The sequence below is a fragment of the Bradyrhizobium sp. 31Argb genome (genome assembly GCF_043638955.1).
Classification (GTDB): Bacteria; Pseudomonadota; Alphaproteobacteria; order Rhizobiales; family Xanthobacteraceae; genus Bradyrhizobium.
This window is the reverse complement of record NZ_JBEGDB010000215.1, coordinates 1-13,933: the sequence shown is the minus strand read 5'-3', so window position 1 is coordinate 13,933 and position 13,933 is coordinate 1. Positions and strand designations below refer to the sequence as shown.

Below are 13,933 nucleotides of genomic sequence, written 5' to 3'. Positions count from 1 at the left end.
CACGATCTGCGGGGCAGGCTGGATGCGGACGCCGCGCTGTCGCAGCTGTGCCAGCAGGAGGCGCGCACGCCGTTCGACCTGGCGCGGGGCCCGCTGATCCGCGGCCGGCTGATCCGGCTGTCGGACGAGGCGCACGTCTTCCTGCTGACCCAGCACCACATCGTCTCGGACGGCTGGTCGCTGGGCGTGTTCGTGCGCGAGCTCACTCAGCTGTACCGGGCGTTCGTGGCCGGAGACGACGATCCGCTGCCGCCGCTTGCGCTGGTGATGCGCCAGCACCACGGCGGCGGCGAGAAATTGTTTGTCGATTATGCCGGCGACACGGTGCCGGTGGTTGCTGGCGAGCCCGCTTCGTAGCTACCGGCCGAGGTCAGCCAATAGTAAGTTTGCATGGTGTCGAGCCGAAGATCCGGCGGCAACTTTCCCCCGGGCAACAAGCGAGCATTTGGTACCGCATGCTCCAGCAGTTCGATCCAGCCGCCGGCTGCCTGGCCAATCACACGCTTTCCAATTGTCAGCCGCAAGATACTCGACTCAAATTCCGCCGCTCTGGGAGCTTTTAACAGATTGGTCGACAGCCGTACCGACCAAGTCGCAGCAGGCGATCCCGCGCGTTTTACTCCGATCCGATCGGTCTTATTGGGGCGAGAAGACAGGAACACTAAGCGTCAGCGCTGAGGTTTACGACTCTCTTCCTTGGAGATACGGGTAAGAAGTTCAAGCTGGCGCGCCAAGCCGGCATAACTTCGCGCAATATTTGCTAGCACGTCGATCGTCTTTGTGTGAGCCTAGGCTCGGTGGCCCGATCTTTGTAGTGGTCTGCTAATCTGCGGCAATCGGTAGAGGTCAGCAACTCCATCCCCTTAGGCATTGAGCGGCGGACTTCCGGCTCCGCAAGCCGAAGCGCTGAGCGGGTTTACTGATCTAGAGAGCCTGATCGAGGCTTGCATATCATGCCCCGGACGCCCGATGGCTGCAGAAGAGGTTCAACGCTAGGCGTAGTTTGCGGCCAGATCTTTGTTTGTGTCGAGGCGAGGCAGCGTCACCATCCCATAGTTATTGCCATCCAGGACGGCGGGATTAATCGCGATCGCCGCACCATTGCCATCAGTGACAGACTGAAGCTCCATTCCATTCGCACGTTGCGGTATTACCAGCGTCACGCCCTCCAAAGGACCGGGCGTCACAGCAGAAAAACGCAAGGTTTTTCTGTCCCAGCTCTGCAGGCGGAGTTGGACGTTTCGTCTTGCCCGCCACCAAACTGCGACATCTTTCATCGACAGGGACGGGATGTTCTTATCAGTCATAAATTGTGCAAGCTTCTTCACCCTGTCAAAGAATTCCGGAATAGGTGGCGTCAATCCAGCGACAACCACCGGATGGAACAAGCAGTCGAAAAAGCCGTAATAGTTGCTGTGATTGCGCAGCACCATCTGCTGGGCTCGCTCGAACAGGTCATCGAGCGGCAGCACCATCGACGTCTCCGGATTTGGCACCAGCTGGGAGAAATAGAAATCCCCGTCGGCGATGTCCATCAAACCATGGGAGATTTCGTCGAAGGACTCGAAAGCGGGTCCCGCCAGCGAATAAAGCCGATAGGGCAAAACCGAACCGCAATGAGAATAGCCAGGCCCACCGCCGAATGACGAGTCGTACACGGTTTCCGGCTGGCTCATGATTGCGTATCCGAGGTAATCCTTCAGCCAGGACAGGCCATGATCGCGATTTCCCGAGACGGGGTTCACGCCGCGTTCGCGGAGGAGGTTCGACTGCATCTGAAAATTGGCCGCCGTGAAGTCGGTTGATCCGAATGTGTCGAAGTGGATCGTCACCTGATGACCCTCTGCTTCCAACTTTGCCAAATCCTTCCTCGACATCGTATTCACGTCTGTGCCCGTCATCAGGACGAAGAACGTATCGTGGCGTTTGGCCTCTTTCGCCATCTCGCCGATCCTCATCGTCTCCGTCGCAACTTGCGCATTCTGGTCCGGTACGGAGATTTCGACATCATGACTCAAACTGGCGACAGACCGGAGGCCGTTCGGCCAATACCAGAGGCGCGGTATCGGCGCCGGCGAGAGTGAGGTGACCATCACTCTCAGTAGCCGCTCATGAAGGTCGGCTTGGGGGAGGTCGAGCTGCGTGTAGTCGATCCAATCGTCAAAAACGTTGATCACCGGATTGAAGGTCGTCAATCCTCCAGCCAAGATGACCGCCGCATTCGGATCGTGATCCAGGCCCTGCTGCAATTGATAGATAGTGCGTTCGATATCATAGAGCACCGCCGTTGCACGCCCGCGGTTGACGACGAGGGGATGCCGCCCCGCCGGTCCCGCGCTGTAAAGCTTGTGAAACTGCAACGGATAATTGAATGTGCCGGAAACTGGATCTCTTGCATAGACGTTTGAATAGACCAGCAATGAAATCTGGTCGCGCAAACCCGTTCGCGCGGCGTCGGAAGCGTAGCCGATCGTGGGCGCGATCACGTTGGCGTAAAGATACTTCGGGCCGATATTGGGCAAGACAGGTGGCATGATCCACCTGGCGCCAAAATTGGAGAAGAAGGCTCCCTGGCTGAAGAGGTTGAGCGCGACGCGCACCACGCTGGAATCGTCGAGGTATTCGTAGCTATAGCCGAAGTCTGTCGGGATTGGCGTCTTGCCGTCAGGCGCAAAGACCTTTGCGCTGCTCCAGGTTCGTCCTCCGTCCAGGGATTCGATGTAAAACGAACCGTCCTCGAGGAATAGCTGGATTGGCCAAATCCCCGCGCCTGGATTCCAGGTCAAGACGTGTCGAATCCGGTTTTGCAATGTTCCGCCGTCGACCCATGCTCCATTGCGCAGAATTGTGTAACTATAGTCTCTGCAAACAATCAGGTTGTCGCGAAAGCCATCGCCCGTGAAATCGCCCGAGCCAGCCGTGGTCGGCGTCACTGGTCCGATCCCTGGCACTTCAAACGGTCCAATGAGTGTGCGGCCCCGCGAATAGCGGTACAGTTCCTGACCTGCCCAGAACCATTCATCGTCGGAAAATCCGTCGCGTGTCGCATCAAACGCAATGGCTGCTGCCGGGTGGGCTGAGCCGAGCGCGAGTACGCGCGACTGCGCATCAGGGGGGAGCCGGTAAAGAAAATGGCGGCCGATCAATTGCAGGCATTCGGAGGACAGCCCCGGAATTGCCAGTTCTTCGGCCGGCCACAGATAGCCGCCTTCCACGTCTTCGGACTGCCGCTCGATGCCGAACCAGTCGCGCAACTCGTTGGCCGGCCACTGGTCACACCACAGCAGAATGACCGATCCGCCGTTGTCCACCCATTGGCGCAGGCCGTTCCGCGCCGACGGGTTTGCCGGCGCGCCGATCACGATAGCCAAGCGCGGCCCGCCGTCGGTCTTGAGCTCTCCGACCCGATCGATCGGGCGCTCGACAAAGCTGATACCCTCCTGAGACAGTGCCTCGGGGATGATCCCACCGATACGCCCGGGCGGCTGAAAAACTACGACCGCTGGTCCAGCTCCGAAATCAATGGTATCTGGCATATGAACCCCCGTTTTCGATTTGAAGGATCAGCGCTCCACGGCTGTGTCCAAGCCGACGGCAGCTTCACGGAATCGTTGAATATCGGCATCGGAAACTTCCGGCGGCAGCGCGCGCCGCAAGTTTTCCGCCGGGCAGTCACGCAATTCATCGAGCGTCTGCACGCGTGCCCGTCGCAGTCGGCCCAAATCACGCGGCGCGACACCTGTCCGGGTCAAGTCGGCGAACAGAGCCGCGTGAAGCAAAATGTCCGCGTCGATGCCGACCTCGTCCGCCAAGGCCGAGCGTCCTTCTCGCGGTCCTGCGGACCGGAGAAAGTCGTCAATGGTGTGAATCCCTGCCTTGCGGAGCTTCTCGACGATGCCACGATTGATCGATGGAAGGCGGGCGACCTCGCCGAGCTGCTCATCGGCGGCACCATTCCCAGGTCGAGCAACGTTAGTGCTGCCATTGGCGTGCCCGTTGCCGTGCATCACGTCCGTCCGCGGCCTGCTCGAGACTAAGGAGTGTGCCATGGCTGAGCCGTGACCATTCATCCCATGACCATTCGTCTCGTGGCCATTCATCTTGTGACCATTCAGCTGATGGCCCGCGAAATCACCGCTCGACAGCTGCTCTTCCTGTTTTGAGTCAAGGCCAGCATCGATGACATGGCCCTTGTCTTGGCTTTCGGTGTCAGGACCTTTAGCGCGCAGCGGGATGCACATTTGAACGTTGTTGCCGGTGCGGCCGAGCTCCTTTGCCCCGAGACTGCGGTAGAACGCGACCAGATCGACGCCATTCACGCTTCGTTTCCGGCAGGTCAGCATCGCCGCGGTGTAACCCGTCCGCGCAAGAACGGCGAGCTGGGTCTTTAGCAGGACACGGCCGATGCCTCGCCCCTGCAGCTCGGGCCGGACCGCCACCGAGTCGATCATGATCGCATGTCGAGGAAGACCGGGGTCGCGGAAGCACATGCAACACGCAATCGGCTCATTCTGCTCCCGCAAGACCAGCAAGTGGGCATCCGGGCAAGCCATCCGTTCGCGGAAAGCGTCCTGGTCGTACCGCAGATCTTCGGGAAACGCCGTCTCCAATCCCAATGCAATCTGCAACAGATCCTGATCCATCGCCGAATGCACGGTCGCACTTGGCCGGCTGAACTGTGCCTGCAAAAGCCGCTCCGCCTCGCGCAGGATCGTCGGAAGGACCTCAAGATCGCCCAAGCTCAGCAGACCGAGCGGCCGGTAGAGGATTTGGCCGATGCTCTGGACCATGCCGACCAGTTGAAAGCGTAGCCGATCATAGAAGCGCGACAGCTCGGGCGAGATGGTCGCCGTGACGTACAAACCGCGATACCCGGAAATCGCGCTGAGCTCCGCGCGTAGCGCCACCAGCTCCGAACCCACGCCCTTTGAGCGCAAATCCGATCGAAGCGCCAGATCGTCCAGGAAGACATCCTGCCATGAGATCGCGGGCGCGACATAGGACAATGCAAAGCCTACGAGTGATTGCTGCTGCCGAACCAAAAGCAGCTCGGCGTCTTTGAGGATCAGGTGCTTGGCGAAGTGCTCGCGGCCATATCTCAATTCTTCCGGGAACGCGCTGTTCTCGACCTCAATGAGCTCGCCGATGATCGCATCCGACGGCTCGGCAACCCTTTCGATCCGCACATCGGGCAGCAGCCGCGACATGCGCTGTTCGGCGCGGCCGATCGCATTGTTGCGGCGCCACGACAGCTCCTCATCGTGGTGAGCGGGTGGAGCAAAGATCTCGCTCTTCCGCGCGCGCGCAACCGCTGTGTTAGACTTGCCGATCTTGCACTTTTCGTTCTCGAGCAGATATTGCTCGACATCAATCTCGTAGACCCCGCGGCCACCTGTGTACAGCTTCTCAATCGTGCCCCAGCCCACCAGGCTAAAGCAGTAGTCGATCACGCCGGCAAGCGGACTATCGTAACCATACGCCTCCGTATAATGATGTCGCGCTACAAGTGACTCTTCGAGCGCTCTATCGGCCGGATCGGCGGCCTCGAAATAGTAGCTCTCTCGGTAATTGATCGCCTCCGAGCGCGAGGCCATCTGCTTGACGAAATTGGCAAACCCAAGCGGTTTTCCCCAGGGTGCTGCGATGATCGCAACCCGCTTTGCCTTCGCCAGATGGGCGTCAGCCACAATGGCATCCAGCATGAAGCGCATCGTGCCATTGTAGCCTCGCAGATCGTGCAGCAGGTCGTTGTAGTCGACCGTATCCATCAGGATCGTGCGTTCGCCGCGCGCATTCAGCCCGAGATAGAGCGTCGCCAGTCCCAAGAACTCAGGGTAAGGTTCCAGCCAGAACTCGATGATGGGTGTTGCCGGATCAAGGATCAGTCGGCAGATCTCGCCATGAAACAGACCATTCGGCTTGAACAGGCAGCAGGACAGGCGGGTATTGTCGAAAAGTAGCTCAGGAACTAGTTTCGGGCTGCGAATGGCAACCAAACGCTGCGTCGGGAGATGCTCAGCATCGCCCGATATTTTTTTCTTGATCGCCTGAAGCTCGAGGATGATTTGCTTGACCGACGTTTCGTTGATCAAGTCACCATTGCGGAGCAGAGCTTCCTGCCGCCTCTCAAGTTCGGGCAAAAGCCGGTTTACCAGCCGCAAGCCAGAGGCTTCGTCCTCATCCTTCAGCAGCGCCTGATAATCCTGCTTGATCACACCAAAGAATTTCTTGCGATCGAGCCCGAGGTCGATTTCGGGCTCTTCGTCACGGCTACCCAGCAAGCGCTGAATTGTATCACGCAGCCAGGCGGCCCACGGCTTGCGTAGATCTTCCTCGCCCGCGCCGAGCGAGGCCAGTTCATCGCGGCTGAATACGATGTGATCGACGTCAAAGCCGAGCTCGACGAGGCGCCGAACGGTACGACGCGGCCTTTCGTGCTCTGCGTAGTAGGCCTGGATGCTTCCGAAGCGATTTACGGTCTGATAGAGAAGGGCGAGATTGGGATCGGCTGCTGTAAGAGCAGCAAAGCTCTCCAGAAATCGGAGGGTCGAGCGTATAAAGGCAGTCCGCTGCTTGCGCGGCTCGACCTGGGTCAGTGGGACCAAGCCGAATTTACCGACCAGAAAAGCATGCAAGCGGTTTTCTAGATCCAGATCATCGACAAAATGCGCGACCTCCGGAGAGAGCTTCATTCGATGTCGCACCTCGCTTACGAACCTGCGAAGCAGTTGGTAATGGCGCGGATGAACGGCGAGCGCGATATCCAGGTGAACGGCCAGCCGTTCATGACTGAACTCTTCATCATCAAGAGCCGCTATCTGCAGGTAGCGCAGGAACGGGCCAACGGAATGAGGCGCAAGCCCAAGTATGAAGGTCACAAGCCGATCGACCGGCGCGCCGGGCTGTGAAAGACGCGTCACGACATCCCAGATCGACCCATTCGCGATCGGCCGAATGGCCTTGTCCGCGTTCTGCGCTCCCAGAGTCTGGCTGGACCACGGCTCATTGTACAATTGTAGACCGGGCACTGGCCGCCCGTAGACTGAAGGCGCGGCCGCGACGGACATGGAGAAGGCAGGCGGGGTCGCATCCGGCCCCGCTGGGGTATGTGTCAAGTCCATCGATGCGCTCTGACCCAGACCGGGCGCGGCGAGCGAATGTGACCAATCTGGCGTTCCGAGGATGTGGTCCGTAAGCGAGGCGGCCCCCATAATTCTTCCCTCTTTACAATGAAGACTCTGCTGGCGCCTTCGCTGAGACAGTGCCGTCACGCGGCGAGAGGCCAAGTTCGACCTGGCGTCACGAGCGACGGTGGCTCGCAAGCGCAGTCACGCGGCGGCTCGCCCGCACCTTGGTTAGCGGGTAGCGCGATCGCAGCGGTCGCGCTCTCTTCACGTCGAGCCGCAACGAGCATGCTGCAGATCCGCAAGCATTGTTCTGTCCACGGGATGGTAGATCGGACCGCCTCGATCCTGCGCGGTTTGCCCGCAGCGGAATCAGCATTCGTACTTTGTCTGCGACATCAATGACCCTGCCGCCGAAGTACTTGTAGTACTGCACAAGCGATTTGCCTTCCTTCGTGCGTTCGGTGCAGTACAAGAGAAAATCCGTGTAGTTCGTAAGCGCTGGGATCTCCAGCACCGTCTTGACCAATTCCACGCCAATGCGCTTGTGCTGCCACTCCTGCTTGACCGCCAGCACATCGCCAAACATGACATGGTCCGGAAGAATTGGATCATGGTAGCAGAGCGTAAACGCGATCGGATCATCACCGCTTTTGATGACCAGCACGTAGGCGTCGCGGAAGCTCATCCGGTCCGAGAACTCATCCCGGCTGTAACGAATGTCCTCCGGAAACACCGTCTCTAGCGATTGCATCATCTCGATCAAGCCAGGCGTGATTGCCGTGAAGCATTCGATGCGCAGCTGCGGAACGCTGACGCCGAGCCGCGCCTCAAGACGCGCAAGGATTGCGTCGATGCCCGGCCGGTTCTCTGGCCCGAACAGTGACATCGAGCGCCGGAACAGTCTGCCCCTGTCCGGATAATCCGCTTCCGCCCGGAAGTTCAGGCGCTCGTAGAACCTCATAAGCGGTGATCCCACAGGATCGAACCGGGTCAGCAGACAGGCTTGCCGACTTCCACGAACAGACGCGGTGCGCAGAGCCAGCTCCACGAGTGCAGAGCCGAGCCCCTTTTTCCGCTGGTTTGCGCGGACCGCAAGTTCATCAATATAGACGGCGTCATTGGGCAGTAAACCGCTGCGGAACGTCAGCGCCATCCCGGCCATTGCGCCGCCGCTGCGAGCGACAAACAGCGTCGCATCTCTTTGGCGCATTCGTTCGGCGTAGTATTGCTCATCGACGAAGGCATATTCCGGAAAGGCTTGCCGATGCAGCGCCAGCAGTTCGGCACAGGTCGCGCTATCGATCTCGCGATGGATCTCAAAATGCGCTTCAGGGAGCACTGACCTGAGCGAGACTTCCGCCTGCTTCTGTTTTTCTTCGCCCCGGCGGGTGAGCTCGGCTTCTCGTTCCCCCCGCCGGTCGAAGAAGGCCGCCTCGGACCCCTCGATAGCTGTTTTCTCTTTATTGGGAATGGAGTTCAGCAGATGGCGCGCTCCCAGAAAGGCCTGGATGTCGATTTCGAATACGCCGCGGCCACCGCTCGTCAGCTTGTCAATGGTCTGGTGGCCGACCAGATTGAAGCCGAAATCGATGATGCCTTTCAGTGGTCGGTTGTAACCGAGAGACTCCGTATAGTGAAACTGCCCCGTCAGCGAGTTCTGCAGGGCGCTTGCGCCCGGATCGACAGCCTCGAACTCATAGCTCTCGAAATAGCGGATGGCGTCGTTTTGTTTCGCCAGCCCGGCGACATAGTCGGCAAAGATGGCTGATCGGCCCCAGGGGGCGGCGAAGACCACCAGTTTCTCCGCCTGGCCGAGGAACGCGTCGAACAATAACGCGTCAAGCATGAAACTCAGCGTCTCTTGGCGTCCGAGCAGCTCGGAGATCCGGTCATCGAAGTGATAGGTCTCCACCAACACGCATCGTTGCCGGCTTGCATTGAAGCCTGGGTAGAGAGGAATTGCTGCCATGAACTCGGAGTAGGGCTCCTGCCAGATCTCCAGCAGCGGCACTGCGGGATCCAGCAGGATCCGGCAGATCTCACCATGAACGATGCCGTCGGGCTTGAAGAGCCAGGACCCAAGCCGCGTATCGTCAAAGAGCAACTCCGGGGCGCATTTGGTGCTCCGACGCGCGGTGATCTTTCCGAGCGCTGGTGCCTGGCCAGCGTCGGACTGCGTGGCGTATCGCTCTATACGGTGAATATATTCATCGAGCACGCTCGCCGGCACCAGAAGCCGGAATCTTTGCAACACAAGTTTTCTCGCCCGCAGCAGCGGAAGCAAGCGGGCCGCAAGCCGCCGCGCCGCAGGCAGGCTGTTCTCGGTTCTCACCATCTCCCGGTCGCCTGCTAACTCGCCCAGGAACTTGAACCGATCGATTCCAAGTTCAATTTGGGGAGGCGCTTGCTCGGTGCCGACAATCGTAGTGATCAGCTCATCGAATTCACTGCCCCATGCGGCCCGCCTGTCAGGCTGATCGTCCCTGCTGCGGGAGAGTACTTCCTGACTTCCCAAGACGAGATAATTCGCATCAAAGCCGGCGGTCGATAACAGCCGTATCGCCTCGCGCGGAACATCGTGCTTACTGAAATATTGCTGGAGACTGCCGAACCGGTTCACGGCATCGAGTACGACAGGGATATTCGGATCGTCTGCGATCAGTGCGTCAGCGAGCTCCAGGAACCTGAAAAGCGATTGGACAAGCAGACGCGGATCTGGCCTGCCGTCAGAATCGGCGATCTTCTCCTGTCGCACGCTCGTGAGCATCAGACGCCATAGGCGATCGATGCCTTCGCTTTGCAGAAAGTGCTCGGAAGATTCTGAGAGCGGACGATCGTCGAGAATGGAGCGAACAATATCCTCCCAGATGGGATAGTCGGCAGGAGGCACGGATCTGAGGAAGCGAAGATGGAAGCGCAGTGCTTCAGGCGTTGCGCTTCCTTTCAATACTGCGGCATCCAGATAACGGAGCAGATTGCCCGCATCTGCGACACCCAGATTCCATACGGCGTTGATGAAGGCATCCCACGTCAGCCCCGCTTCGGCGAGAAGCCGGCCGAGATCGCGGACAGTGACTGGGCCTTCCGCTTCGTCGTGGAGCACGGCGTTCGCCGATGGACCTGTCGCTTCGAGCCTTAGAAAGGGATTCGGCGGATTCATTTTCCTTGCCCCCAATCATGCCGCTACGGCGTCTTATCATAAGTAGCATAAGAGATAGAGAACGACTTTAAGGTAAGTTCTGATTATGTCGCCTTCAAGACGCAATGCTGCTTGGTTTGTCGCAGCGACACTTGTGAAGTGCGGCGTCGAGGCGCCGCGACGGAATTCTCCATCCTGTTTGGGACACATCGTGCCACGACTGCAAGCGAAACATCTTAGGCGCAGGCCTACGATGTTTTGTTGACGACGATTGTGAAAAATCTCTGATTTGATCAGGGGCGTGTAGGGACTCGCTCGGAAGCGAGCAAGACTTTGCGCAGTCTCTCGATTTCTCGCTTGCCACTTGCGTCTTCCGAAAGCGTTCGACAACCGTGCTTTCGATGACAACCTCCTGAGAGGTGAGCGGGATAGGATTCGAACCTATGACCCTGCTGATTAAGCGTCAGCTGCTCTACCAACCGAGCTACCCGCCCGCGATTTCTGTATTCGATCGGAGAGCGATATTCAACCCCTGCTAGAAGAACATTTTCGCTGACGATCACGTGAACTCAGCAGAACGATCGACGAGGGCGCTTCAGCGCCTATTCACTTTTTGCGTCATGCGACAGAAAGTTTATCTTGCGATCTATCGTGCCGGCAGTTGTTAGCGTCTAGCGAATTGATCGAGGCAGTCGATCTTTTTTCCTTCCTAGAAGCAAGGGCTGGGATCCAAGCCGCGCAGAGAAGAAACGCCCCGCCGGCGGAATTCGACAGCTGCCGCAGTTCGGGCCTGCTACCCTTCCTGAATCTGTTGCGCGAGGCGCGTCAGGAAAACGCTTGGCCCCATCTCCGTGAACTGCACGACGCCTTCGTCGACAAGGTAGCAAGTACTCTCGATCCGTTGCACCGAGTTGGTGATCTGCCGCACCAATAGGGACCTGATCGCCTCGGATGGGTTGTCTGTCGGCGATTTCACTCTTGTCCCGTGGCGTTCTTGGTACACAGGCGAACCCCGGATCACGCTGGAAAAATGCAATCCCCTTCTAATTCAGCAGGAATACTGCGCTGAACTTGAACTGTGCCAATTCAGTGAAGTTCTCCGGTGGCCAAAGGTGCGTGTTTCGCAATGGACGAGACTTGCTACTTGGCGGCTGCGGCATCTCCGGGCGCGTTCGTCAATCGCCCGCGACTAGTCTGGCAAGCTTGCCACAGTGCCAACAATCCGTCGGCGCGGGCCCTGATGCTGCCAAATACCGATGCAACTGGTGCTTGAGCCCCCTGGAGAGATTGTTATGGCAAAATCCCCTCGAATCATTCCTACGCCGTTCTTCCGGCCTCGCGATGAAGACGCTGAGGAGCAAGAGATGTACGTGGCCGGATTCGTCGATGAGGAGGATGAGACGTGGGGTACGCTGATCCCATTGGAGGCGGAGATGGTCGAACAGGCCGTTATGGGGCATCAGACATTCGGGGTTTGGTGCAACTCCGACGGTCGAATCCAACCGCAGCCTGGTAGCGACGGGCTATTTGAACACCTTCTCGAGAAAGGTCAATTGAAGGAAACGCCTCTCGACGAACTGGTTGCCGAGGCTATCGAGGGGGGCAGGAATGAACCCAATGATGAGATTCTCGACTTGTTCGAGACTCTGCATGAACGGCTGGTACGCGCCGCGAGCGCGGTCGCTGATGAGATTGCCCGGCGCAGGCGATGAAATCCCGGCGCGTGAGCGCACAGTGAAAGAGGATCTTGGCCACCTTTGATAGCCGGCCGGGCGAGGGATGTTCCTGCCATAGCAGAACACGCATCGACGGCCGCAATCCTCATCGGATTGATCGCGGCTCGTGGCCGCCTGCGCTGGCGTTTGATTAGCAGATTGATATCCGGATCTCATGAACATCGTCAACACCACCGCTAATACGACCGGGCAGGCCTTCGAAGCGCTGCTGATCGTCGTTCTGCTCTATCTTGCTCTGAACCTCGCGGTCTCGGCATTGATGAACTTCTACAATAGCAGGGTGACGTTGCGTGGAGAGAGGTCGGCATGACCGCGATCGAGGCACGCAGGGACCAGCCAAAGCCTGAGGTAGAATCCTGGGCGCGACTGCAGAGAGGTCTGTTCGGGACGTGGTGGAACTCGGTCACGACGATCGCCATCGGTCTACTCGTGTTGCAAGTTCTGCCGCCGCTGGTCCGCTGGCTTTTCCTTGATGCGACCTGGCAGGGAACGGCGCTGGACTGCCAGGCGAATGGCGGCGCGGGCTGGGCCTTTATCGCAGCGAAGCTGCGCTTCATCGTGTTCGCCTTCTATCCGGCCGAATTGGCGTGGCGTCCCTCCCTGGTATGCCTGCTCCTGGTCGGCCTGCTTTCGGCTACGGCCGCGCCCCGTTTCTGGCGGCGTGAACTCGTAGTCGGCTGGCCTATCGTTATTCTCCTCTGCTGGCTTTTGATGGCCGGCGTGCCGGGGCCGTCACGAATTTCTTCGAACCAGTGGGGCGGGCTGCCGGTGACCCTACTGGTCTGGACGGCATGCTTTGCCCTGTCGGTGCCCCTCGCGATTCTGCTGTCGCTGGCGCGACGATCCAAGATGCGCGCGCTTCGGCTGCTCGCGATCGGCTACATCGAATTCATGCGGGCGATACCGATGGTCGCGATCCTTTATTTTTCGACCTTGATCTTGCCCATGGCGCTGCCGGCCGGTCTCTCGATCGATAAAATGCCGCGAGCGATGATCATGGACCCGCTCGGCCGAAGCGCTTGATTCTTCCCAATCCTGGAAGAAACGATTCTCCCGTGGCACGAACTCGAACCAGTCCGGCACCAATTCCAGGAACGGCGTCTCGGTCGTGCCCTGCCGCGTCACTTCCCGCACTACACGGCGCTCCATCTCGGGCCGCTGCGCCTCGCGCTTCTCGCGCTCGAGGCGGGCACGCCGCGTCAGGAAACTCCGGACATGGACGACGCCGCTGCCCGCGCGCCCAAGCATCCGATAGAGTGGACCGGCGATTACCTTGTCGTCGGACATATCTTCGTGTGTGATCCATGACGGATCGAGTAATTCGTTCTTGCCCCAAGGGCGGGACGTCGGATTGACGATCGGCCCCGCACGCCATTCGACTTCCCGGCCGAGACGGATTTGCACATAGTCCGCCGCGCCCGGTCCAGTTGGCGCGAAGGCGTGCACGCTGTCGCCGTGCCATTCCGAAATCTGAAGATCGCTCTCGCGCAATCGTGTCCAAACGGCGCCAATGTTGCCGTTGTCCTTGGCAAGCTCGGCTTCCATCCACGGCCGGTATTCTGCGATCCGTGTCCCATCGGCAGCGATCACTGAGCGCGTGTCGCGCCAATACTGGTCGTCGATGTCCGTCGTCGAAAACGGAAATCCCGGAAATGCCTCTGTGAGCGCCGCCGCCAGCGCCGCTTCGTCAGCTCCGGTCGGAAGACGTGCGAGGACCGCCTCGATCGAGGCGGGATCGGGCAGTCGCACTGGGACGTTCTCTGGAACTTCACTCATGCCTTGATCCTATCATTGTGCCCCGCCGAGTTCTGTGCGTTTTTCTCGGCACAACCTCCTTCTATGCATTGGGAGGTCCGCCTAGCATTACAGTTGTAATTGACTGAGGATTCTGAATCCATGGGCAACCATGATTCGAAGATCGTGGACGCAGG

8 protein-coding genes, 1 tRNA gene and 1 pseudogene are annotated in these 13,933 nt (G+C 59.0%); 5 read left to right on the top strand and 5 right to left on the bottom strand.

Going from position 1 to position 13,933, the window contains the following annotated elements; genetic code table 11:
- A partial coding sequence (locus tag AAFX91_RS30450; RefSeq protein WP_394569073.1) for a condensation domain-containing protein occupies positions 1-357 on the top strand: 357 nt, incomplete at its 5' end.
- 635 nt (positions 358-992) lie between these two features.
- Here the strand turns inward: AAFX91_RS30450 and AAFX91_RS30445 are convergent.
- Both AAFX91_RS30445 and AAFX91_RS30440 read right to left on the bottom strand, forming a co-directional pair.
- Positions 993-3,536 (bottom strand): hypothetical protein, encoded by a 2,544-nt coding sequence (locus tag AAFX91_RS30445; protein WP_394569072.1) that lies wholly within the window; start codon positions 3,534-3,536, stop codon positions 993-995.
- A gap of 27 nt (positions 3,537-3,563) precedes the next feature.
- Positions 3,564-6,692: a GNAT family N-acetyltransferase gene (locus AAFX91_RS30440; RefSeq protein ID WP_394569071.1), complete on the bottom strand. Its 3,129-nt coding sequence runs from the start codon at positions 6,690-6,692 to the stop codon at positions 3,564-3,566.
- A gap of 3 nt (positions 6,693-6,695) precedes the next feature.
- On the opposite strand from AAFX91_RS30440, the gene AAFX91_RS30435 reads away from it, so the two are divergent.
- On the top strand, positions 6,696-6,908 hold the full coding sequence (locus AAFX91_RS30435) for a hypothetical protein (protein ID WP_394569070.1): 213 nt from the start codon (positions 6,696-6,698) through the stop codon (positions 6,906-6,908).
- Between the two features lie 391 nt (positions 6,909-7,299).
- On the opposite strand, the gene AAFX91_RS30430 is transcribed toward AAFX91_RS30435, so the two are convergent.
- Together AAFX91_RS30430 and AAFX91_RS30425 are read right to left on the bottom strand one after the other, a co-directional pair.
- Complete coding sequence (locus AAFX91_RS30430; RefSeq protein ID WP_394569069.1) at positions 7,300-10,287, bottom strand: GNAT family N-acetyltransferase; 2,988 nt, start codon at positions 10,285-10,287, stop codon at positions 7,300-7,302.
- Between the two features lie 399 nt (positions 10,288-10,686).
- Positions 10,687-10,760: transfer RNA gene (locus AAFX91_RS30425), tRNA-Lys, on the bottom strand.
- A 798-nt stretch (positions 10,761-11,558) separates the two neighbouring features.
- On the opposite strand from AAFX91_RS30425, the gene AAFX91_RS30420 reads away from it, so the two are divergent.
- From AAFX91_RS30420 to AAFX91_RS30410, 3 genes are all read left to right on the top strand, one after another.
- On the top strand, positions 11,559-11,978 hold the full coding sequence (locus tag AAFX91_RS30420) for a hypothetical protein (protein WP_394569068.1): 420 nt from the start codon (positions 11,559-11,561) through the stop codon (positions 11,976-11,978).
- A 178-nt stretch (positions 11,979-12,156) separates the two neighbouring features.
- Positions 12,157-12,312 carry a hypothetical protein gene (locus AAFX91_RS30415; RefSeq protein ID WP_394569067.1) on the top strand — a complete coding sequence of 52 codons (156 nt, stop codon included), beginning with the start codon at positions 12,157-12,159 and terminating at the stop codon, positions 12,310-12,312.
- The gene (locus AAFX91_RS30410) at positions 12,309-13,025 is read left to right on the top strand and encodes an ABC transporter permease subunit (RefSeq protein ID WP_394569066.1); all 717 of its coding nucleotides are present in this window, start codon (positions 12,309-12,311) and stop codon (positions 13,023-13,025) included. Before AAFX91_RS30415 ends, AAFX91_RS30410 begins: the two co-directional genes overlap by 4 nt.
- Here the strand turns inward: AAFX91_RS30410 and AAFX91_RS30405 are convergent.
- Positions 12,960-13,778: pseudogene (locus AAFX91_RS30405) on the bottom strand (hypothetical protein); the annotation flags it as partial. The gene AAFX91_RS30410 and the pseudogene AAFX91_RS30405 sit on opposite strands and share 66 nt — an antisense overlap.
- Positions 13,779-13,933: the final 155 nt, after the last annotated feature.

Coding starts and splice junctions, on each gene's coding strand:
- AAFX91_RS30445 (WP_394569072.1), bottom strand. CDS start 3,536: ATGCCAGATACCATTGATTTCGGAGCTGGACCAGCGGTCGTAGTTTTT.
- AAFX91_RS30440 (WP_394569071.1), bottom strand. CDS start 6,692: ATGAAGCTCTCTCCGGAGGTCGCGCATTTTGTCGATGATCTGGATCTA.
- AAFX91_RS30435 (WP_394569070.1), top strand. CDS start 6,696: ATGTCGCACCTCGCTTACGAACCTGCGAAGCAGTTGGTAATGGCGCGG.
- AAFX91_RS30430 (WP_394569069.1), bottom strand. CDS start 10,287: ATGAATCCGCCGAATCCCTTTCTAAGGCTCGAAGCGACAGGTCCATCG.
- AAFX91_RS30420 (WP_394569068.1), top strand. CDS start 11,559: ATGGCAAAATCCCCTCGAATCATTCCTACGCCGTTCTTCCGGCCTCGC.
- AAFX91_RS30415 (WP_394569067.1), top strand. CDS start 12,157: ATGAACATCGTCAACACCACCGCTAATACGACCGGGCAGGCCTTCGAA.
- AAFX91_RS30410 (WP_394569066.1), top strand. CDS start 12,309: ATGACCGCGATCGAGGCACGCAGGGACCAGCCAAAGCCTGAGGTAGAA.